This window comes from Kocuria sp. LHG3120, assembly GCF_049897445.1.
Lineage (GTDB): Bacteria > Actinomycetota > Actinomycetes > Actinomycetales > Micrococcaceae > Kocuria > Kocuria rosea.
Map to the genome: position 1 here is coordinate 476,553 of NZ_JAFCWG010000001.1, position 21,095 is coordinate 497,647.

Consider the following 21,095-nt stretch of genomic DNA (forward strand, 5'->3'; position numbering starts at 1 on the left):
CGGACCTCTTGCAGGGCCGGGCCTCTTGTAGGGTGGACGGCGTGAGCACGTCCCTCGAGCACCTGGCCGCCGTCGCCGCCGCAGGCGTCCCCGGACTCGCACCCGTGGCCGTGGGGCCCTCCCCCGACGACGACGCCGACTTCCGCTCCGCCGTGGTCCTCGACGCCTCCGGCCGGCGCTGGCGGGTGCGTTCCCCGCTGAGCCCCGAGGCGAGCGTCCGTCTGGAGACCGAGCACCTCGTGCTCCGCTCCTTCACCCCCGCCGTCCGGTCGCGTCTCCCGTTCCTGGTCCCCACCGCCGCCGGCTCCGTGGCGCACGGGGACCTGCACGCCTTCGTGCACTCCCACATCGAGGGCGCCCCGCTGGACATCGACGCGCTCGCCCGCATGGCCGCCGAGCCGGACCCCGAGCACCACCGGCACGTGCCGAGCGCCGAGCCGCCCCCGACGCTCACCGTGCAGCTCGGGCGGCTCCTGGCAGCGATCCACGCCCTGCCGACCGCGCTGGTCCTGGACGCCGATCTGCCCGGCTACACCGCCGAGCAGTGCCGGCAGCGGCGCCGCACGGAGCTGCGCCGGGCCGCCGACACGCGGCGCGTGCCGGCCGCGCTGCTGCACCGGTGGGAGCAGGTCCTGGAGGACCGTGCCGTGTGGCGGTTCCGGCCGCGCGTGGTCCACGGCGACCTGCAGGAGGACGACCTCGTGATCTCCCGCGGACGGGTGCGCGGGGTGACCGGGTGGACCGACCTGCACGTGGGGGATCCCGCCGAGGACTTCGCGTGGCTCTTCGCGGCGCGCGACGCCCGCCTCGCCGAGGGGGTGCTCGAGGCCTACGCCGCGGCCTGCCGCCGCACGTCCTTCCAGGCGCCCGACGGGGCACCGGACCCGCACCTGCTGGACCGGGCCCGGCTGGACGCCGAGCTCGCCCTGGCACAGTGGCTCGTGCGCGGCGTGGACCGCGGCGCGCAGGACCTGGTGGCCGACGCGGAGCAGATGCTCGCCACGCTCGAGCAGGACGTCGCCCGGCGCCCCGAGCCGGTCGCGGCCGCCCCGGAGACCGCGCCGGCGGCCCCGGGGCAGGACGACGCCTCCCAGGACGCGGCCCCGGACCGCGCGCCCGGGGACACCGCCCCGGAGGATCCCGCCCCGGCCGGCGGCCCAGAGGCCCCCTCCGGCCGGACGCCGCCGACGGGACCGGGCGGCGGCCCCGCTCAGGGGCGCAGCACCACGTCGTAGGCCTCCCGGACCACCGCCTCGAGCTCCTCGGCCCCGGACAGGTCGTGCGGACGGACGACCCGGTCCTCGGCCACGTAGTAGAACGCGGCGGTGACCTCCTCGAGCGGGACGGCCCGCAGCCGGGACCACGCGAGCCGGTACACGGCCAGCTGCGCCGACCGCTCCTGCAGCTCCCGGCCGGAGGGTGCCCGCCCGGTCTTCCAGTCGACCAGTTCCCACGTGCCGTCGCCGTTGCGGAAGACGGCGTCCACCCGGCCGCGGACCGTGACCCCGGCGATCGGGGTCTCGAGAGGGAACTCCACGGCGTACGGCTGGCGGTCGGCCCACGGGCTGGAGCGGAACGTCGCCGCGAGCTCGGGGAGGTCGTAGGCCGCGTCGACGTAGTCGTCGGCGGTCCCGGGCAGCTCCCCGACGTCGAAGATCGCGGAGCTGCCGTAGTACTGCTCGATCCAGGCGTGGAAGGTGGTGCCGCGCCGCGCCGCGGTGCCGGGCCGGCGCGGCATGGGCCGGCGCAGGCCCGACACGACCTCGAGCGGATCGCGCGCGAGCGCCACCAGGGTCGAGGCCGAGACGTGGGACGGCATGGGGACGGTCCGCTCGGCCCGGCCGTCCTCGTGCCGGGCGAGCAGGATCTTCGCCTCCTCGGACCACCGGCGCGGGTCCGGCGCGAGCCCGTCCCGCTCCGCGACGCCGAGCAGGTCCTCGACGTCGAGGTCCGCGGTGTCCTCGAAGCCGCGCTCCCGCACCGCGCGGGCGGCCCGCTCGAGCACGGCCCGGCGGCCCCGGTGCGGGGGCGGGCTCACGCGCACGGCGCTGTGCCCGTACTCGTCCGTCACGGTCTCGGTGACCTCGGGGCCCTCCAGCGGGTCGTACGGCCAGGGGGCGCTCAGCACGGTGGCGGCGGCCGGGTTGCGGGCCCCCTCCGGGACCTCGGCCCAGGGGCCCGGGCGGACGGACGGCTCGGGGCCCTCGGTGAGCGGTGCCAGCTCCGCGACGAACACGGAGGGCTCCTGGCCCTTCGCGGCCGTGCCCCGGAACACGGTGCAGGACAGTTCCAGGACCTCGCGGGCCCGGGTCACGGCCACGTAGGCGAGACGGCGCTCCTCGTCCTCGGCGTGCTGGGCGGCGAGCTCCAGGAACTCCGTGTGGGACTCCTCGAGGGCCTTGAGGTCGCTCGTGTCCACGGCCCACTGCGGCAGGAACCGGGCGTCACCGCGCAGCGGCCAGGCCAGGGTCCCGGTGTCGAGGGTCCAGCGGGAGGGCCGGTCGGTCGGGAAGTTCCCGGCGTTGAGTCCCGGGACGTAGACGTGGTCCCACTCGAGGCCCTTGGAGGCGTGGACCGTGACGAGCTGGACGGCGTCGTGCCGCGTGCGGTCGGGGCCGGGCTCGAGCCCGTTCTCCTCCGCCAGGGTGACGTCGAGCCACGCGAGGAACGCCGAGACGTCGCTGCTCGCGGAGAACGCGGTGAAGGACTGCGCGGCCTCGTGGAACGCGTCCAGGTTGCGCCGCGCCTGGTGGACGGGGCGGTGGGGGTGCGCGGCGACCTCGACGTCGAGGCCGAGCACCGTCTCCACCTCGTGCAGCAGGCTCGGCAGGTCGTCGGAGAGGAAGGAGCGCAGGTGGTCCAGCTCCGTCCGCAGCCGGATCAGGCGCTCCCGCGCGGTCTCGGACAGGGTGCGGGCGTGCGCGGACGTCCAGCCCGGCCACGGGAGGGTCTCGAGGGCCTCGATCAGCGACGCGTGGTCGGAGAGGTCGGGCTCGACGAGGGCGTCCTCCTGGGCCTCCTCCGCGGTGACCGGGCTCTCGAGGTCCTCGGCCCGGCCCGCCTGCGCGGCCTCCGTGCGGCGGCGTTCCAGGTGGGACGCCCAGTCGGCGAGGGCCATGAGGTCCCGGGTCCCGATCCGCCAGCGGGCCCCCGCGAGCAGCCGCACGAGCGCGTCCGAGCGGCCGGGGTCGTCCAGCACCCGGAGGGTCGCGACGACGTCGGAGACCTCCGGCGTGCTGAGCAGCCCGCCCAGGCCCACGACCTCGTAGGGGATGCCGCGGGCGGCGAGCTCCCGGCGCACGGGCTCGATCTGGGAGCGCTTGCGGCAGAGCACCGCCATGGTGGGCATCTGCTCCTCCGGGTCGCCGCGGTGCTGCTCCCGGCGCTCCCGGACGCGCTCCGCGAGCGCGACGGCCTCCTCGACGTCGGTCGCGTACCGGCTGATCCGCACCCGGCCGGTGCCCGCCCCGGGACGCGGGGTGAGCTCGGGGACGGCGAGGGAGGACGTGCTGCGCGCCCACGCCGGCAGGGTCCGCAGGGGCGCGGCGATGGTGTTGGCGACGTCCAGGATGCTCGCATCGTTGCGCCACGCCGTGGTGAGGAAGCTGGGCTCCCCGTCCTGGCCGGGCGCGACCGGGAAGGAGTCGTAGAAGCCGAAGAGCTGCCCGGAGGAGGCCCCGCGGAAGCCGTAGATCGACTGCTGGGGGTCGCCCACGGCCATCACGGAGTGCCCCTGCCCGAAGAGCGCGGCGAAGAGCCGCAGCTGGGCGTGCGAGGTGTCCTGGAACTCGTCGAGCAGCACCACCCGGTGTCGCTCCCGCTCGGTCCGGCGGGCTGCCGGGTCCTGCTCCGCGAGCCGGGCGGCGGCGGAGAGGAGGTCGCCGAAGTCCATGGCCTGGGCCTCGCGCTTGCGCCGGGCGAAGTCGGCCACGAGCTCGGCGAGGACCCACGCGGTGCGCTGGTTGTCCTCGACCTTCTTCAGCTGGGCGCCCAGGGTCTTCTTCCGGCGCCCCGGCGGTGTCGTGGCCAGCGCGCCGAGCAGCTCGGCCGCGAAGCGCTCCACGTCCGCCGGGTCCACGAGGTGCTCCGCGCACGCCGAGGCGAGGTCGAGGACGGCGGCGACCATGGTCGACTTCGCGGGCATGGTCTCGAGCAGCTCCCCGGTCCAGGCCTCCACGGTCTGCGCGGCGAGCTGCCACGTCCGGGCCTGGCCCAGCAGCGTGGTGTCCGGCTCGACCCCGATCCGCAGCCCGTAGTTGCGCACGAGCGTGTTGGCGTAGGAGTGGTAGGTGCTGACCGTGGGGTCCTGGGGAGCGGCCGGGAGGTCGTCCTCCTCGGCGTGGGCCGGAGCGACGAGCCCCTGGGCGCGCAGCCGGGCGAGCCGGGAGCGCATGCGCTCCCCCAGCTCGCCGGCGGCCTTGCGGGTGAAGGTCACGCCGAGGACCTGGTCCGGGGCGACGACCCCGTTGGCCACGAGCCAGACCACCCGGTCGACCATGGTCGCGGTCTTGCCCGAGCCCGCGCCCGCGACCACCAGCCGGGGGGTGAGCGGGGCCGAGATCACGGCCGACTGCTGGGCCGTGGGGAGGTTGCCGCCGAGCAGCTCGGCCAGCTCCTCGGGACTGTACCGGGGCTCGACGCCGCCGTAGGGGTGCTCGGCGGCGTCGAGCCGGGTGCGGTCGTCGGGGGCGTCGGCCATGGGCGCTGTCGTCTCCTGCTGTCCGGGTGGGACGGGGCCGGGATCCGTCCGAACGGTCCTCACGGTTCGCTCACCTGCCGCCCCTCGGCGCACAGCGGGCAGATCTGCGGCAGCTTGCACCCGTGCCCGTTGAAGGCGCCCTCGGCCTGGTCGTGGCGGGCGGTGAACCGTTCCCCGGCCACGAGCTCCGCGGCCCGGGTGATCAGGTCCCGCGCCCACGTGGCGTCCGGGTCGAGGGGGTCCTGCTGCTGCACGGAGGGGGACTTGGCCCGGGTGCCGAGCTGGACGAGCAGGGCGCCGCCGGAGAGCTCCGTCACGGTGCCGCCGGGCAGCTCGAGGACGGTCTCGTCCTGACCCGCGACCATGGCTGTGCCCGCTCCCGCCGTGAGCGCCACCTGGTAGGCCGCGAGCTGCGGGTGCTCGGCGATCTTCGCCCCGGCGGGCTGGTTCCGGCCGGTCTTGAGGTCGACGACGACGTAGCGGCCCTGCTCGTCGAGCTCCAGGCGGTCCACGCGGCCCCGGAGCAGGGCGTCGCGCGCCCGCCCCTGGACGAGCACGCTGAACGCCCCCTCCACGGAGGCCAGCCGGCGGCCGTGCTTGCTGCGGGCGTCCAGGACGTACTGGGCGAACTTGCGCAGCATCTGCCGGGCCCGTTCGAGCTGGACCGCGGACTCCCAGGTCTCCGGCAGCCCCAGCGTGGGCCAGCGGCGCTCGAGCTCGGCGACGAGCTCGGTGCCCGACGCCTCCGGCAGCTCCTCGGCGATGGCGTGCACGAGTGAGCCGAGGCTGCGGCTGAGGTCGGTCGCGGCCTCGGCCCGCGAGGCGGCCACGAACCAGTCGAGCGGGGACCGGTGGATGGTCTCGATCCGGGACGGGGAGACGGGCACGGGGACCCCGTCGTCGAAGACGGGCGCCGTGCTGGAGAGCTCCGCGGCGCCCCACCAGGTGTCGGGGTGGGCGCCGGGCACCGGGCGCGGGGAGGAGGAGATGCGGTGGAGCAGCCGGGCCGCGGCCTCCGAGCGCACGGGGTCCTCCTCGTGCAGCTGGACCCACTGCCGCAGCTCGGCCACGAGGGCGCGCAGGGTCATGGGCCGGGGGGCGTCCACCACGGCCCGGGCGCCGTCCCCGGGCCGCGAGCCCGGGGGGTCGACGAGGTCGAGGAACTCCGAGGGCTGCTCGTCCTCGCCGGAGGCCGCCGTGACCACGAGCGTGCCGCAGCTGCGGGAGACGGCGGCGGAGAAGGAGCGCAGCTCGTCGTGGCGGACCTCGCGCATGCGGGTGACCGGGGTGACCCGCGCGGCCTGGTCGACGCCGAGGTCGAGCGCGTCCGTGAGCAGGTCCGCGCCGAGCAGCTGCCCGCGCAGGCGGGTGTTGGGCCACACGCCCTCCTGCACGCCGGCGACGAAGACCACCGGCCACTGCCGGCCCGCGGCGGTGGCGGGCGTCATGATCTCGACCGTCTCGTCGGTCGGGGCGCGGGCGGCCAGGGTGTCCATGGGCAGCTCCTGGTTGTCGATGTAGTCCAGGAACTGGGCGGGGCCGGCCCCGGGAAGGTGGTCCACGTAACGCTCGGCGGACTCGAACAGGCCCACCACGGCGTCGAGGTCGCGGTCGGCCCGCTCCCCCGCCGGGCCGCCCTCCAGTGCCCGGCGCCGCCAGGACTCGGCGACCCCGGCCGCCTCCCACAGCGCCCACAGGACGGTCTCGGCCGTGGCGCCCTCCTCCCGGAGGGCACGGGTCCCGGCCGCGAGCATCCGGGCGATCCGGCGGGCCGGCACGGAGCGCACGCCGGCGGCGTCGAGCGCCCCGGGGGCCACGAGGGCCTCCACGAGCAGGTCGTCGCTGGTGCGCCGACCCCCCGCGGCGAGCTCCTCCGCCCGGAGCCGCTGGCGGAGCCGGCGGACGTCCATCGGGGAGGCGTTGCCGATCCGCGAGGAGAGCAGGTCGACGGCCGCCTGGACCGTGAGGGCGCCGAAGTGCGCGTCCTCCTCGCGGTCCGCGGCCGCCGCGGCGGCCTCGGTCACGATGCGCAGGGCACCCAGCAGCGGGCGCACCGCGGGCTCGTCGCGCACCGGCGTCTCCGCGGCGGAGGTGCTGACGGGCACCCCGAGGGCGGAGAGCTGGCGCTCGAGCCCCTCCAGGTAGCGGCCGTTGCGCACGACCACGGCCATGTCCGCCAGCGGGACGCCGTGCACCAGGTGGCGCTCCAGGACCTGGTGCGCGATCCAGCGGGCCTCGTGCAGCGGCGAGGAGAGCACCACCGTGGTGACCTCTCCGGGCGCCGCGCGGTCTCCGGTGCCGTCCACCGCGACGTCGGCCGGCGCGGTCGCGGTGTCCGCGCCGTGGCCCGTGTCCGCAGCGCCCGGGGCGCTCCCGGCGGGCCGGAGGGCGCGGGGGTGCCGGGCCCCGGCCACGGCGGGGATCCGCTCCGCCACGCGCTGCCACACCTCCGCGACGGCCCCGGGCATCCGCCGGCTCGTGCCCAGGGGGTGCCGCCGCAGGGGGCGCGCGGGCTCGGCGAGCCGGTCCTCGAGGGTGCGCAGCAGGTCCGGGCGGGCCCCGCGGAAGCCCTGGACCACGGTGTCCGTGCAGGCGGTCAGCACGGTGTCCCGTCCCCGGCACAGCACGGCGAGCAGCCGGTGGATCGAGGGCGTCGCCTCGTGCAGGTCGTCGACGAGCACGAGGTCGAGGCGCTCCTGCTCGGCCCGCAGGAACTCCGGCTGCTCCTCGAGGACCCGCGCGGCCTCCGTGACGAGGGCCGCCGGGTCGTAGGACTCCGGCATCCGCAGCCGGCGCACGGCCTGGTACTCGGCCTGCATCGTGGCGGCCGCCGCCCAGTCCGGGCGCTCCAGGCGCCGGGCGAGGCGGCGGAGGTCGTCGGGGGCGAGGTCGTACTCGGACATGCGGTCGAAGAGCTCGCGCACCTCCTGCCGGAAGCCGCGGGTGGCGAGCGCCTCCCGGAGGTCCGGGGGCCACACGACGGGGGCCCCGAAGCCGGCGGCGTGCCCGGCCATGAGCTCGCCGATCAGCACGTCCTGCTCCGGGCCGGACAGCAGCTTGGGTCCGTGCGCGACGCCCGGGAGCAGTCCCTGGTTCTGGGCCCGCCGGAGCAGGTCGAAGGCGTAGGACTGCCAGGCCCGCACGGGCGGGGAGCTCATGGTGGCCGAGACCGCGGCCGTGAGGTCGTCCCGCAGCCGGGCCGCCGAGAGCCGGGACGGCGTGAGCACGAGCAGCCGGTCCGGGTCCAGGCCCCCGCCGATCCGGCGGGCCGCCAGCTCCACGAGCACCCGGGTCCGCCCGGTCCCGGGGCCGCCGAGCACGAGCCGGGGGCCGCACCCGGCCGGGAGCCCGGCGATCTCCTCCTGCTCGGGGTTCGGCCGCCACGGGGCGCGCTCCGGCGCGGAGCCGTGCGGCGGCACCAGGGTCCAGCGCACCGGCCCCGCCCCGGGCAGGGCGGAGCTCGTGGCGTGGGTGCTGTCCTCGGTGTGCCGCATGGGTCTCATCTCATCACGGGACTCCGACGGTCTAAGCGCTCCGCGTCCGTGCGTACCCGGACGGTTCCGGACCGGTGCGCACGGAGGCGTCGGCCGGGGCGGCCGCGTCCGTGGCGGGTCGGAGGGGGCCGGTACGGTGGGAGCCATGTCCTCGCCCTCAGGCCCCGCCGGCCCCACCGACCAGCTGCCCCTGTTCGACGCCGCCCCGCTGCGCGCGCCGAGGCCCGCCCCGCCCGCGCCGGACGACGCCGCGGAGCAGGACGTGCTCTTCGACCTCGAGGGGTCCGCGGGCGCCCCGGGGGCGTCCCCCGCGTGGACCGAGGGTCCGCGCGCCTCCTTCGACCTCGAGACGACCGGCCGTGACCCGCACACGGCCCGCATCGTCACGGCGTCCGTCGTGCGCACCGACGCCGCCGGCGCCGTGACGGACGAGTGGGAGTGGCTGGCGGACCCGGGGGTGGAGATCCCCGAGGAGGCGGCCGCCGTGCACGGGGTGAGCACCGAGCGGGCCCGCGCCGAGGGCCGGCCCGCCGCGGAGGTGGTCGCGGAGATCGCGGGCGTCCTGGCCGGCCTCTTCGCCGCGGGCACGCCCGTGCTGGTGTTCAACGCCTCCTACGACTTCACGGTCCTCGCCCACGAGGGCCGGCGCCACGGGGTGGAGGTCCCGCAGCCCTTCCCGGTGCTGGACCCCTACGTCCTCAACAAGCAGGTGCACCGGTACCGGCGCGGCAAGCGCACCCTCGGGGCGCTGTGCGAGGAGTACGGGGTCGAGCTCACCGCGGCGCACACCTCGGCGGCGGACTCGGTCGCGACGGAGCGGCTCGCGGTGCTGATGGCCCGCCGCTTCCCGGAGCTGGTGCGCCCGGCGGCCGCGCTGCACGCCGACCAGGTGGGGTGGGCGGCCGAGCAGGCCGCGAGCCTCCAGGAGTACTTCCGCCGGACCCGCCCGGACGCGGTGGTCGACGGCGCGTGGCCGCTCCGCCGCCCCGAGGACGCCTGAGCGCTCCCCGGGACGGCGGCCGGCCGGGCCCCGGCGGCCGGGGTCAGGCGGCCGGCCGGGCCTCGGCGGCCGCGCGCGCCGCGGCCGGCAGGGCGGAGACGATCCGGTCCATCGCGGCGTCGTCGTGCGCGGCGGAGAGGAACCACGCCTCGAACACCGACGGGGGCAGGTAGACGCCCTGGTCGAGCATCGCGTGGAAGAACGCCGGGTAGCGGAACGTCTCCTGCGCCTTGGCCTGCGCGTAGTCGTGCACGCCGGCGGCGGAGGTGCCGAAGGCCACCGAGAACAGGTTGCCGGCCGACTGGATGGAGTGGTCGACCCCGGCCTCGGTCAGCGCCGCGCGCACCGCCTCCTGCAGCTGCGCCGAGCGCCGGTCGACGGTCTGGTAGGCGATCCGGTCCGCGGTGCGCAGGGTCGCCGCGCCCGCGGCCATCGCCACCGGGTTCCCGGACAGGGTCCCGGCCTGGTAGACGGGGCCCAGGGGCGCCAGGTGGTTCATGACCCCGGCCCGCCCGCCCACGCCGGCGACCGGCAGCCCGCCGCCGATGACCTTCCCGAACATGAACAGGTCGGGCTCCCAGCCGTCCTCGCCCGCGGCGGTGAGACCCCAGTAGCCGGCCTCGTGCACGCGGAACCCGGTCAGCACCTCGTCGAAGATCATCAGCGCCCCGTGCTCGCGCGTGAGCCGGCGCAGGCCCGCGTTGAAGCCCTCGCCGGGGGTGACCACACCCATGTTGGCGGGCGCGCCCTCGGTGATGACGGCGGCGATCCGGCCGGGGTGGGCGGCGAAGGCCTCCTCCACGGCGGCGAGGTCGTTGTAGGGCAGCACCAGGGTCTCGGCCGCGGTGGCCGCGGTGACCCCGGCGGAGCCGGGCAGGGCGAGGGTCGCCACGCCGGAGCCCGCCTCGGACAGCAGGGAGTCCACGTGCCCGTGGTAGCACCCGGCGAACTTCACGACGAGGTCCCGGCCGGTCACGCCGCGCGCCAGGCGGATCGCGGTCATGGCCGCCTCGGTCCCGGTCGAGACCATGCGCAGCTCGTCGATCGCGCCGATCCGCTCGACCACGAGCTCGGCCAGCTCGGTCTCCCCGCGGGTCGTGGCCCCGAAGGACAGGCCGCGCTCCACGGCCTCGTGCACGGCCTCGATGACGGCCGGGTGGGAGTGCCCGACGAGGGCGGGCCCCCACGAGCTGACGAGGTCGACGTACTCGCGGCCGTCGACGTCGGTGAGGTACGGGCCCTTGGCCGCGGTGATGAAGGGCGGGGTGCCGCCCACGGACGCGAAGGCCCGCACCGGGGAGTTGACCCCGCCGGGCATGACCTTGCGCGCGCGGTCGAAGAGTTCCTGGGAAACGCTCATGGGTTTGTCTGCTTCCTTCCGCCGGGGGTGCCGGCTCGGGGGACGGTGGGGGTCAGGAGAGGCCGTTCTCCTCGCGGAACCAGTCCGCGAGCTCGACGGCGAAGTAGGTGAGCACGGAGTCGGCGCCCGCGCGGCGGATGGACAGCACGGACTCCTGGATCGCGGCCCGGCGGTCGATCCAGCCGTTGGCGGCGGCGGCCTCGATCATGGCGTACTCGCCGGAGATCTGGTACGCGGAGACGGGCACCGGGGAGACCTCGGCCACGTCGCGGAGGATGTCGAGGTAGCTCATGGCCGGTTTGACCATGACCATGTCGGCGCCCTCGTCCAGGTCCAGCTGCAGCTCGTGCAGCGCCTCCCGGCGGTTGGCGGGGTCCATCTGGTAGCTGCGGCGGTCGCCCTGCAGCTGGGAGTCCACGGCCTCGCGGAACGGGCCGTAGAACGCGGAGGAGTACTTCGCGGAGTAGGCCAGGACGGCGACGTCGGGGTGCCCGGCCTCGTCGAGGGCGGAGCGGATCACGCCGACCTGGCCGTCCATCATGCCGGAGGGCCCGAGCACGTGGGCGCCCGCCTCGGCCTGGGCCACGGCCATCCGGCCGTAGATCTCCAGGGTCGCGTCGTTGTCCACGGTCCCGTCCTCGGCCAGGACGCCGCAGTGCCCGTGGTCGGTGAACTCGTCCAGGCACAGGTCGGCCATGACGACGAGGTCGTCGCCGACCTCGGCGCGCACGGCGCGCAGCGCCCGGTTCAGGATGCCCTCGGGGTCGCACCCGGCGCTGCCCTCGGGGTCCCGCTCGGCGGGCACGCCGAAGATCATGAACCCGCCGAGGCCCTTGGCCACGGCCTCGGCGGCGGCGCGCCGGAGCGAGTCCATGGAGTGCTGGACGACCCCCGGCATGGAGCCGAGCGGGGCGGGCTCGGCGAGGCCCTCGCGGACGAACACGGGCAGGATGAGGTCGGACGGATGGACCCTGGTCTGCGCGGCGAGCCGGCGCACGGCCGGGGTGGTGCGCAGGCGGCGGGGGCGGGACACCAGGTCGTAGCGGGGAATTCGGTGGGTCACGGAGTTCGTCTCCTCGGTCGCAGGGATCGGTGTCGTCGGGATCGGTGTGGTCGGTGCGGCCGGCGGCGGAGCCGCCGGCGTCGGGGTCGGGGCGGGCGCCCCCGCGGCCGCCCGGGAGGCCGCGGGTGCGGTGAGGGCCCGGGCGAGGGCGTCGCGGATCCCCTCCGGGGTGGGCAGGGACGCGGCCACGGACGGCAGGCCGCGCTCGGCGGCGGCGCGTCTCGTCGGCTCGCCGATGGCCACGAGGACGGTGCCGGCCAGGACGTCGGGGTCGTCGCGCACGAGCTCGGCGAGGTGGGACGGCGCCGTGAGCACCACGGCGTCGGCCTCGCCCGCGGCCAGGACCTGCAGCAGGTCGGACCGGTGGAGCTCGGCCACGCGCCCGTCCACGCCGCGATCCGTGTCGTCGTCCGTGCCGTCGACCGCGTCGTCGTCCGTGCCGTCGGCCTCCCCCTGGGCCGCGGCCCGCCGCACGAGGGGCGCGGGCGCCGGCCAGGGCACGGTCTCGTAGGCCGTGGCCGTCAGCACCCCGTACCCCCGCGCGGTCAGACCGGTCTCGAGGGTGGGCCGGGCCCGGGCGGAGAGCGGCAGCAGGACGGTGCCGGGAGCCGGCTCCGGCGGCCAGTCGGCGAGCAGCCCGGCGGCCGAGTGCACCGCGCCGGGCACGAGGTCCGGCCGCAGCCCGGCCGCCGTGAGGGCCGCGGCCGTGGCGTCCCCCACCGCGGCCACGCGCAGGCCGGCCCGCCGGGCCGCCGCGAACCGGTCGCCGAGTGCCGTGCCGGACGGCTCCCCCGCGACCGCGCGCAGGGCCCGGACGGTGGTGACCGAGGTGACCACCAGCCAGGACCCGGCGGCGGCCCCCGGGTCCGCCGCCCGGTCCAGCAGGGCGGCCACGGGACCGGTGTCCCCGGGGAGGGTGGCCTCGAGCAGCGGGGCGAGCCGGACCCGGGCCCCGTGCCCGTGCAGCAGCGCCACGAGCTCCCTGGCCCGGTCGGCGGAACGGGTCACGACGACCCTGGCCCCGCGCAGGGCGGCGGCCGGGTCGGCGGAGCGGTCGGCGGGGCCGGGGTGCGGCACGGGTCTCAGAGCGTCAACCGGGCCAGCCGGCCGGCGCCGTCGGCGAGCAGCTCGTCGCCCAGCCGGTGGCCGAGGGCGCGGGCGTCGTCGACGCCGCGCTCCGCGGTGCGGCCGCTGCGGCGCATGACCCGGCTGCCGTCCGGGTCGGCCACGACGACGTCGAGCACGAGCACGCCGTCCTCGATCCGCGCGAAGGTGCCCACGGGGGCCGCGCAGCCGGCCTCGAGCCGGGTCAGCAGCGCCCGTTCCGCGGTCACGGCCAGGCGGGTCTCCAGGTGGTCCACCGCGGCGAGGGCGGCGGCGAGCGGGGTGTCCCCCGAGGCGTCCTCGGTGCGGCACTCCAGGGCCAGGGCGCCCTGCCCGGGGGCGGGGAGCATGACGGACGGGTCGATCAGCTCGGTGATCGCATCCTCCAGCCCGAGCCGCCGCAGCCCGGAGGCGGCGAGCACCACGGCGTCGAGGTCGCCGGGGGCCACCCGCCCCAGTCGGGTGCCCACGTTGCCGCGGATGTCGACGATCTCCAGGTCAGGGCGAGCGGCGCGCACCTGCGCCGCGCGCCGCGGGGAGCCGGTGCCGACCTTCGCGCCGGCGGGCAGGCCGGCGAGGGTCAGCCCGTCGCGGGCGCACAGCGCGTCCCGGGGGTCCTCCCGCTCCGGCACCGCGGCGACCTCGAGGCCCGGCACGGGAGCGGTGGGCAGGTCCTTGAGGGAGTGCACGGCCAGGTCCACGGATCCCGCCAGCAGCGCGGCCCGCAGGGCCGTGGCGAAGACCCCGGTGCCGCCCATCTGGGACAGGGGCCCGGTCAGGACGTCGCCCTCGGTGCGGATCGTGACGAGCTCCGGCTCCAGCCCGCCCGCCGCCGCGACGGCCCGGGCCGCCGTGGTGGTCTGGGTGAGCGCGAGCCGGGAGCCGCGGGTCCCGACCCGCAGCACCGGGAGCCCCTGCGCCGCGGCCGTCACGACCACCGCACCTCCCCCGTCTCGTCGAGGGCGACCGGGAGGGGCTCGCCCTGGGGGCGCTGCGCGATGGTGGGGCGGGGCCCGGTGGCGCCGCGCAGCACCTTGACGCAGCAGTCCGGGGCGCAGTCGTCGAACCACGTGCCCTCGGCGCACGCGGAGAGCCGCGGCGGGGCGGCGCGCCCGGCGACGCGCTGCTCCACGAGGTCCGCGAGCCCGGCCACGAACGCCGGGTGGGTGCCCGCGGTGGGGGTGCGCACGGCCGGCAGGCCGAGCCGTTCGCAGGTCTCCAGGGCCTCCGTGTCGAGGTCCCACTTGACCTCCATGTGGTCGGAGACGAAGCCCAGCGGCACGAGGACCACGCCGGCGACACCGCGCTCGGCGAGCTCCTCGAGGGCGTCGTTGACGTCCGGCTCGAGCCACGGCACCTGCGGCGGCCCGGAGCGGGACTGGTAGACGAGGTCCCAGGTGTGGTCCCCGAGCTCCTCCGCCCCCACGCGCTCCAGCACGGTCCGGGCCACGGCCAGGTGCTGGGCGACGTAGGCGGAGCCCTCCTCGAAGTCCATCCGCGCCGGCCCGGAGGCCTCGGCGTCGGTCGTGGGGATGGAGTGGGTGCAGAACAGGACCGCGATCCTGCCGCCTTCGGCGCCGAGCCGGTCGCGCACCTGCGCGAGGCCCTCCCGGAGGCCCTCGACGAAGGGCTGCACGAAGCCCTCGGAGTCGTAGTACTGGTGGACCTTGTCGACCTGCATCTCGTCCGCGAGGCCGAGCTCCTCGAGCGCCACGCCGTAGTCCTCGCGGTACTGGCGGCAGCCGGAGTAGCTGGAGTAGGCGCTGGTGGCGAGCACCAGGAGCTTGCGCAGCCCGCGCGCGTGGCACTCCCGCACCACGTCCGCCACGTAGGGCGCCCAGTTGCGGTTGGCCCACAGCACGGGCACGCTCAGGCCCCGGCCGAGCAGCTCGGCCTCGAGGGCGGAGCGCAGCGCGCGGTTCTGGGCGTTGATGGGGCTGACGCCGCCGTTGGCCCGGTAGTGGGTGGCCACCTCCTCCAGCCGCTCGTCGGGGATGCCGCGGCCCTTCGTGACGTTGCGCAGGAACGGCAGGACGTCGTCCTGCCCCTCCGGCCCGCCGAAGGACGAGAGGACGACGGCGTCGTAGTGCTCCGGCGCGTGCGCGCGGGCCCGCGACAGGGCGTTCTCGGCGCTCATCGGAGCACCTCCGCGAGCTCCTCGGAGCGGATCCGGCGGCCCGTGTAGAACGGTGTCTCCTCGCGCACGTGCAGCCGGGCCTCCGTGTTGCGGAAGGCCCGCATGACGTCGACGAGGTCGACCAGCTCGGGGGCCTCGAGCGCGAGCAGCCACTCGAAGTCGTTGAGCCCGAAGCACGCGATGGTGTTGGCGAGGACCTGGGGGTAGTCGCGCGCCGCCATGCCGTGGTTGCGCAGCATCTCGGCGCGGCGCTGGGCGTTCATGTAGTACCACTCGTAGGAGCGCACGAACGGGTAGACGCAGACCCAGTCCTCGGGGGCGACGCCGCGGGCGAAGGACGGCGAGTGGTTCCGGGTGAACTCGGCGTCCCGGTGCACCCCCATCGCGTTCCAGGCCTGCGCGGTGCCGGCCAGGAGCTCCGTGCGGCGCAGCCGGCGGACCGCCGACTGGAGCGCCTGGGGGTCGTCGCCGTGCAGCCACGTGAGGACGTCGGCGTCCTCGCGCATCCCCGAGACGTCGTAGGCGCCGCGCAGCGTCACGCCCTCGGCCGCCAGCTGCTCGACGACACCGTCGAACTCGGCGGCCGCGGAGGCGTCGTCGCCGGCCGTGCGGGCCGCGGCCCCGCCGGCGGGGCGGGCGAACACGGACCAGACGGCCCAGTGCAGCCGCTCCGCGCCGCCGTCCTGCGTCGGCTCGGGCGTGGCTGCGGGGTGACCGCCGTGCTCGTGGGGGCTGGTGTCGTGGGACAAGGCTCAGTCCTTTCGTCGGGTGCTGGTCGGTGGGGTGCGTGCCGGTTCGGTGGCGGCCGGCGCGGCGTCGTCCGGGACGCCCGCCTCGGCGAGCAGGGCGCGGACCTGGGCCCGGGTGTCGGCGACGACGGAGGCGAGGCCCGTGCCCGCGAGCCACCCGCCGACCGCGACGGCGTCGGGCAGCGCCGCCAGCGCCCGCCGGAAGTCGGCGACCCGCCGGGCGTGCCCGACGCCGGTGCGGGGCAGCGCGGAGCGCCAGCGCACGATGTCCGCGCCGACGAGCTGGGCGGGCCGCAGGGGCATGCCCATGAGGGTCGAGGCGTCGGAGAGGGCCAGGCGGATGAGCTGGTCGTCGGGCAGGGCCACCTCAGGGGGCACGGCGGTGGCGTCGGGCTGGGCGCGCCCGTAGGAGAGCCGCAGCACGTGCCGGCCGGGGCCGGCCGCCTGCCGGACCCAGTCCCACTTGGCGCTCGCGTGGGTGAGGGCCTTGGCGCGCACGCCGCGGGCGTCCTCGCTCACGAGCAGGCCGGTGCCCCGGGGGGCGCCGTCGAGGCGCGGCTCGTCGACCACGAGCGTGGCCAGGGCCACCTGGGGCCCGGCCCCGGGGGCGAACCGCTGGAGCCCCTCCTCGTGGCTGGCGAGGAGCCGGACGGCGGTCGTGCCGTCGGTGGCCATCACGAGCAGCTCCCCGCGCGCCACGGCGGTCTTGTGGCCGAAGCGCGGCTGGCGCTGGATGACCATCCAGCCCTCGCGCCGGGGGTCGCGGTCGAGGGCGATGACGTCGTAGCCGGTGACGAGCTTCACGCCCGCCCGCTCGAGGTCGTGCACGAGGGTCTCGGACAGCGCGTTCATGCCGCCGCGCAGCCCGGCCACGTTCGCGCCCGCGGGCGCGGCGCGGCGCAGGGCGCCCGCCGCGGCGCCGAGGGACCCGTGCTCGCGCAGGGCCCGCCGCAGACCGGGGGCGACGGCGTCGACGTCGAGGTCGTCGGGGTGGGCGGAGTGCACGCCCGTGGCGAACGGCGCGACGAGCCGGTCCAGCACCCGCTCCCCCATCCGCGCCCGGACGAGGCCGCCGAGGGAGCGCTCGGTCATGCCGACGAAGGCCGGCAGCCGGCGGTCGAGGCTCGCGCGCAGCATGCCGGCACGGCCGAGGGCCGCCCGCAGCCGGGGGGCGGTCGGGTCGGCGGGGATGCCCAGGATCCCGGAGTCGGGGGCGGGCACGGCGCCCTCCGGCAGGAACAGCCACGAGCCGGAGCGGTTGGGGTGCACCACGCGCTCGCCGAGGCCGAGCTCGTCCAGGAGGTCGGGGACCGCCCGGGAGCGGGTCGCGAAGGACTCGGCGCCCGAGTCGAGGACGAGGCCCGCCACCTGGTGGGCGCCGACGGCTCCCCCGAGGTGGTCCTCGGCCTCGACCAGGGTGACGCGCAGCCCGCGGGCCGCCAGGTCGCGGGCGGCCACGAGCCCGGAGACGCCGCCGCCCACCACGAGGGCGGATCGGGGCGGGGTCCGGCGGGCGGGCCGGCCGTCCCGCTCCGCGCTCACGGCCTGCCGCCGCGAGGGGTCTGCTCCAGCGGCTGGTCGTGGACGAAGGACACGAGGTCCGTCAGCACCTGCGGGTCGGTGCCCGGCGGGACGCCGTGGCCGAGGTTCACCACGTGCCCGGGCGCCGTGGCCCCGCCGGCCAGCACCTCGCGCACGTGCTCGGCGAGCACGGGCCAGGGGGCGGTGAGCAGGGCCGGGTCGATGTTGCCCTGCAGCACGGTGGACCCGCCGAGCCGCCGGTTGGCCTCGGCCAGCGGGATCCGGTAGTCCACGCCCACCGCGTCCGCGCCGGCGTCCCGCATCGCGGCGAGCAGCTCACCGGTGCCGGTGCCGAAGTGGATCCGGGGCACGGCGAGGTCCTCGACGGCGCGCAGCGCGGCCGCCGAGTGCTCCACCACGTGCGCGGAGTAGTCGGCCAGGGACAGGGAGCCCGCCCAGGAGTCGAAGAGCTGCACGGCGGAGGCGCCGGCCTCGACCTGGGCGCGCAGGAACGCCCCGGACGTCCGGGCCGCCCACTCGGCGAGCGCCCGCCAGGCCGCCGGGTCGGCGTGCATCATCGTGCGCGGCAGCAGGTGGTCCCGGGAGGGCCCGCCCTCGACCATGTAGGCGGCCACGGTGAACGGCGCCCCGGCGAAGCCGATGAGCGGGGTCGCCCCGAGCTCCGCGACGGTGCGGGCGACGGCCTCGCGGATCGGGTCGAGGGAGCCCTCGGTGAGCTCGGGCAGGGCGGCGACGTCGGCGGCCGTGCGCACGGGGCGCTCCAGGACGGGACCGCGGCCCGGGACGATCTCGACGTCCACGCCGGCCACGCGCATGGGCACGACGATGTCGGAGAAGAAGATGGCGGCGTCGACGTCGTGCCGGCGCACCGGCTGGAGCGTGATCTCGGCGGCCATCGCGGGGTCCAGGCAGGCGTCGAGCATGGCGGTGCCCTGGCGCAGGGACCGGTACTCCGGCAGCGACCGGCCCGCCTGCCGCATGAACCACACCGGGCGGCGGCCGGGCGCGCGGCCCGTGAGGGCCTGCAGCAGCGGGGCGTCCAGTGTGCCGGCGGCCCGCAGCGGATGGCCCTGCGGCAGCGCCCCGAGCGATCCGGTCAGGCGCCGGAACGCCGCCGAGGGGTGGGTGCCGCCCGTGGGGTGCCCGGGAACGGCTGCGGTCGACGTGTCCGGCGTGCTCGCCGTCTCAGGGGTGGTAGGCATAGTGCTCCCATTGTGCCAAGGAACACCGACGTCGTTTACCGACGCAGCGTCACCGGGGTCCGGGAGGGGCCGGTCGGTGACGGACGTGAGCGGCCTCTCGGACGTCACTGAGGCGCGGATCCGCGGTGACCGTCTAGTATGAATGCACTGTGGTCCTCTTCGCTCTCGTCGCCTCCCATCAGAACGTCGATCTGAACACCGTTGCGCGTCTCAGCACCGGTGCGCTCGGGCTGTCCGAGGAGATGGTCCGCAGCGGCCCGCTCCGGGGCGCCGTGACCCTCTCGACGTGCAACCGGCTCGAGATCTACGGGGAGCTCGAGGACACGCCGGGCGTCCCGTCCGGGGCGGCGCTGGACCGGGTCCTGGCCGAGCTCGCCGAGCAGATCGGCTCCCGCGCCGGGCTCGACCCCGAGTTCGTGGCCGACTCCCTGCGGGCCTTCACCGACTCCGGCGCCGCACGCCACCTCTTCACCGTGGTCTCCGGGCTGGAGTCCGCCGTGGTGGGCGAGCGCGAGATCACCGGGCAGGTCCGGCGCGCCCTCAACGACGCCCAGCAGGCGGGGACGGTCTCCGGCAAGCTCCAGCGGCTGTTCGAGGCGGCCGCCCGCACCGCCCGCAAGGTGGGCACGCAGACCGCCCTGGGCGAGCGCGGCCGCTCCATCGTCTCCGTGGCCCTGGACCTCGCCGACGACGTCACGTCCGGCACCTGGACGTCGCGACGGGCCCTCGTGTTCGGCACGGGCGCCTACGCAGGGGCGACCATGGCGGCCCTGCGCGACCGCGGCTGCGCGGACATCGAGGTGTACTCGGCGTCGGGCCGGGCGGAGCAGTTCACCGAGAACCGCGGCGGCACCCCGGTGGGGACCGCGGAGCTGGCCGCGGCCCTGGAGCGCGCCGACGTCGTGATCGGCTGCAGCGGCGGCTCCGCCCCCATGGGCGCCGCCGCGTTCCCCGCCGGGTCCCGCACCGTGGTCGACCTGGCCCTGACCCGCGACTTCGACCCCGCCGTGGCGGACCTGCCCGGCGTCGAGCTCATCACCCTCGAGTCGGTGCGCGTGGCCGCCCCGGACGAGACCCGGGAGTCCGTCGACGCCGCGAGCGGGATCGTCGAGCGCGCCGCCCAGGAGTTCGCCGCGAGCCAGGAGGCCCGGGACATGGACGCCGCGATCGTCGCCCTGCGCAAGCACACCATGGCCGTCCTGGATGCCGAGCTCGAGAAGGTCACCTCCCACCACGGATGCACGGCCGCCCAGGAGCAGATCGAGCTCGCGATGCGGCGCATGGTCCGCTCCCTGCTGCACACCCCCACCGTCCGCGCGCGCGAGCTCGCCGCGCAGGGCCGGCAGGACGAGTACATCACCGGTCTGGCGGCGCTGTACGGCATCGAGGTCCCCGCGCCCGCCGCGGAGGAGAGCGCACCACCGGCGGCCGGGGCGCCGCCGGAAGCCGCCACCCGGTCCCAGGCCGCGGGGTAGGGCAGCATTCGTTCGGCCGGCGCCGCCGACCGGTTGAGGAGGAACGGTTCATGACTGAGACCAGGAGAGGCCGCCCGGCGCGCCTCCCGCGCGAGGCCCGCCGGCGGCAGCTGCTCGAGACGGCGCTGACCGTGTTCTCCTCGAACGGCTACCACGGGTCGTCCATGGACGACATCGCCGACGCCGCCCAGGTGAGCAAGCCCGTCCTCTACCAGCACTTCCCCGGCAAGCGCGAGCTGTACCTCGCCCTCGTGGACCACTACCTGCAGGAGCTCTCGCTCGGGCTCGTCACGGCGCTGCAGGGCAGCGACGTGAACCGCGAGCGGGTCGAGTCCATGCTGGACGTCTACTTCGGCTTCGTCGAGGCCAATCCGGAGGCCCACCGGCTGATCTTCGAGTCCGACCTGCTGGCGGACCCGGAGGTCGCGGAGCGCTTCGAGAGCTTCCACCTCGCCGTGGCGGACTCGATCGCCGGGGTCCTCGGGCCCAACGCGGGGCTGAGCCACCCGCACGCCGTGCTCGTCTCCCGCTCCCTCACCGGCATGGCGCAGACCGCCGCGGTGCACTGGATCCGCAACCCGGGCACCGGCGGCCGGGCCGAGGCCCAGCGCCAGATCTTCCGTTTAGCTTGGGGCGGAATCTCGATCATCGACGAGGACTGGCAGTAGCGCCCTCCTAGACTGGCCGGGACGCATCCCGCAGCCCCGACCAGGAGGAACCATGGAAATCAAGATCGGTGTTCAGCACGTCGCCCGGGAGATCGTCGTCGACTCCGCGCTCGAGGCGCCGGAGGCCGTGGAGCTGATCACCGCGGCCTTGTCCTCCGGGTCCCCCCTGACCCTGACGGACACCAAGGGCAACGTGACGGTCGTCCCCGCGGGCGTCATCGGCTACGCCGCCGTCGGCGCGGAGCAGAAGCGGGCGGTCGGCTTCACCCCCTTCGCCCAGGACGGCTGAGACCCCCTCCGCCCGGCACGGCGGACCCGGCCCGGCGACCGCACGGAGCGTGCGCGGTCGTCGGGCTACACTGTTGAGTGCACTGGATGACCGGTCGTACCCGCGATCCCACGAACGACAGACACCTACTCGCCCCCGCTCCCCGCGAACAGGCCCCCCACGGCGGCCTCGCGCAGGACCGGACCCGGGCGCCACGCTCCCGTGGCCCGCGCGGTCGAGGCGGCGCACGCTCACGATCGGCTTCCACCCACCGCACGCCCCCCGGCGCCCGCCAGCACGGCGGCCCGGAGGCCGGACCCCGAGGTCCCCTCCC

At 76.5% G+C, this 21,095-nt stretch carries 14 protein-coding genes and 1 pseudogene; 5 read left to right on the top strand and 10 right to left on the bottom strand.

From position 1 onward, the window contains the following. Positions 1–41 precede the first annotated feature (41 nt). Positions 42–1,235: a phosphotransferase gene (locus ACP7CD_RS02215; protein ID WP_172604858.1), complete on the top strand. Its 1,194-nt coding sequence runs from the start codon at positions 42–44 to the stop codon at positions 1,233–1,235. On the opposite strand, the gene ACP7CD_RS02220 is transcribed toward ACP7CD_RS02215, so the two are convergent. Both ACP7CD_RS02220 and ACP7CD_RS02225 read right to left on the bottom strand, forming a co-directional pair. Further along, positions 1,211–4,699 (bottom strand): ATP-dependent helicase, encoded by a 3,489-nt coding sequence (locus ACP7CD_RS02220; RefSeq protein ID WP_126346221.1) that lies wholly within the window; start codon positions 4,697–4,699, stop codon positions 1,211–1,213. The genes ACP7CD_RS02215 and ACP7CD_RS02220 overlap by 25 nt on opposite strands. Before the next feature lie 59 nt (positions 4,700–4,758). Further along, positions 4,759–8,193 carry an ATP-dependent helicase gene (locus ACP7CD_RS02225; protein ID WP_017833439.1) on the bottom strand — a complete coding sequence of 1,145 codons (3,435 nt, stop codon included), beginning with the start codon at positions 8,191–8,193 and terminating at the stop codon, positions 4,759–4,761. Between the two features lie 145 nt (positions 8,194–8,338). Here ACP7CD_RS02225 and ACP7CD_RS02230 point away from each other — a divergent pair, with 145 nt between their 5' ends. Next, positions 8,339–9,193 carry a 3'-5' exonuclease gene (locus ACP7CD_RS02230; protein ID WP_095650633.1) on the top strand — a complete coding sequence of 285 codons (855 nt, stop codon included), beginning with the start codon at positions 8,339–8,341 and terminating at the stop codon, positions 9,191–9,193. Positions 9,194–9,236: 43 nt separating this feature from the next. On the opposite strand, the gene hemL is transcribed toward ACP7CD_RS02230, so the two are convergent. The 8 genes and pseudogenes from hemL to hemE form a co-directional block, all read right to left on the bottom strand. Further along, positions 9,237–10,553, bottom strand: coding sequence for a glutamate-1-semialdehyde 2,1-aminomutase (gene hemL / locus ACP7CD_RS02235; RefSeq protein ID WP_017833438.1), 1,317 nt, complete (start codon positions 10,551–10,553; stop codon positions 9,237–9,239). 52 nt (positions 10,554–10,605) lie between these two features. Next, on the bottom strand, positions 10,606–11,604 hold the full coding sequence (hemB, locus tag ACP7CD_RS02240) for a porphobilinogen synthase (protein ID WP_031283009.1): 999 nt from the start codon (positions 11,602–11,604) through the stop codon (positions 10,606–10,608). Positions 11,605–11,784: 180 nt separating this feature from the next. Further along, a pseudogene (locus ACP7CD_RS02245) lies at positions 11,785–12,693 on the bottom strand (uroporphyrinogen-III synthase); the annotation flags it as partial. A gap of 5 nt (positions 12,694–12,698) precedes the next feature. Further along, positions 12,699–13,658, bottom strand: coding sequence for a hydroxymethylbilane synthase (gene hemC / locus ACP7CD_RS02250; RefSeq protein WP_017833436.1), 960 nt, complete (start codon positions 13,656–13,658; stop codon positions 12,699–12,701). After that, positions 13,649–14,857: a ferrochelatase gene (locus tag ACP7CD_RS02255; RefSeq protein WP_284563539.1), complete on the bottom strand. Its 1,209-nt coding sequence runs from the start codon at positions 14,855–14,857 to the stop codon at positions 13,649–13,651. The genes hemC and ACP7CD_RS02255 overlap by 10 nt, the downstream gene beginning before the upstream one ends. Beyond that, positions 14,854–15,606: a hydrogen peroxide-dependent heme synthase gene (gene hemQ, locus ACP7CD_RS02260; protein ID WP_095650638.1), complete on the bottom strand. Its 753-nt coding sequence runs from the start codon at positions 15,604–15,606 to the stop codon at positions 14,854–14,856. The genes ACP7CD_RS02255 and hemQ overlap by 4 nt, the downstream gene beginning before the upstream one ends. 3 nt (positions 15,607–15,609) lie before the next feature. Then, positions 15,610–17,148 (bottom strand): protoporphyrinogen oxidase, encoded by a 1,539-nt coding sequence (hemG, locus tag ACP7CD_RS02265; RefSeq protein WP_241975588.1) that lies wholly within the window; start codon positions 17,146–17,148, stop codon positions 15,610–15,612. Further along, positions 17,145–18,350 carry a uroporphyrinogen decarboxylase gene (hemE, locus tag ACP7CD_RS02270; protein ID WP_017833432.1) on the bottom strand — a complete coding sequence of 402 codons (1,206 nt, stop codon included), beginning with the start codon at positions 18,348–18,350 and terminating at the stop codon, positions 17,145–17,147. The genes hemG and hemE overlap by 4 nt, the downstream gene beginning before the upstream one ends. 149 nt (positions 18,351–18,499) lie before the next feature. Here hemE and ACP7CD_RS02275 point away from each other — a divergent pair, with 149 nt between their 5' ends. From ACP7CD_RS02275 to ACP7CD_RS02285, 3 genes are read left to right on the top strand one after another with little or no spacing between them, the layout of a single operon-like run. Next, the gene (locus ACP7CD_RS02275) at positions 18,500–19,825 is read left to right on the top strand and encodes a glutamyl-tRNA reductase (RefSeq protein WP_017833431.1); all 1,326 of its coding nucleotides are present in this window, start codon (positions 18,500–18,502) and stop codon (positions 19,823–19,825) included. 50 nt (positions 19,826–19,875) lie between these two features. Further along, positions 19,876–20,493 carry a TetR/AcrR family transcriptional regulator gene (locus ACP7CD_RS02280; protein WP_017833430.1) on the top strand — a complete coding sequence of 206 codons (618 nt, stop codon included), beginning with the start codon at positions 19,876–19,878 and terminating at the stop codon, positions 20,491–20,493. 52 nt (positions 20,494–20,545) lie between these two features. Further along, on the top strand, positions 20,546–20,782 hold the full coding sequence (locus ACP7CD_RS02285; RefSeq protein WP_017833429.1) for a DUF3107 domain-containing protein: 237 nt from the start codon (positions 20,546–20,548) through the stop codon (positions 20,780–20,782). Positions 20,783–21,095: the final 313 nt, after the last annotated feature.

What these genes read in the sequence shown, in the direction of transcription:
- ACP7CD_RS02225 (WP_017833439.1), bottom strand. Translation starts at nt 8,193, where the DNA reads ATGCGGCACACCGAGGACAGCACCCACGCCACGAGCTCCGCCCTGCCC.
- ACP7CD_RS02220 (WP_126346221.1), bottom strand. Translation starts at nt 4,699, where the DNA reads ATGGCCGACGCCCCCGACGACCGCACCCGGCTCGACGCCGCCGAGCAC.
- ACP7CD_RS02255 (WP_284563539.1), bottom strand. Translation starts at nt 14,857, where the DNA reads ATGAGCGCCGAGAACGCCCTGTCGCGGGCCCGCGCGCACGCGCCGGAG.
- ACP7CD_RS02230 (WP_095650633.1), top strand. Translation starts at nt 8,339, where the DNA reads ATGTCCTCGCCCTCAGGCCCCGCCGGCCCCACCGACCAGCTGCCCCTG.
- hemE (WP_017833432.1), bottom strand. Translation starts at nt 18,350, where the DNA reads ATGCCTACCACCCCTGAGACGGCGAGCACGCCGGACACGTCGACCGCA.
- hemL (WP_017833438.1), bottom strand. Translation starts at nt 10,553, where the DNA reads ATGAGCGTTTCCCAGGAACTCTTCGACCGCGCGCGCAAGGTCATGCCC.
- ACP7CD_RS02285 (WP_017833429.1), top strand. Translation starts at nt 20,546, where the DNA reads ATGGAAATCAAGATCGGTGTTCAGCACGTCGCCCGGGAGATCGTCGTC.
- ACP7CD_RS02280 (WP_017833430.1), top strand. Translation starts at nt 19,876, where the DNA reads ATGACTGAGACCAGGAGAGGCCGCCCGGCGCGCCTCCCGCGCGAGGCC.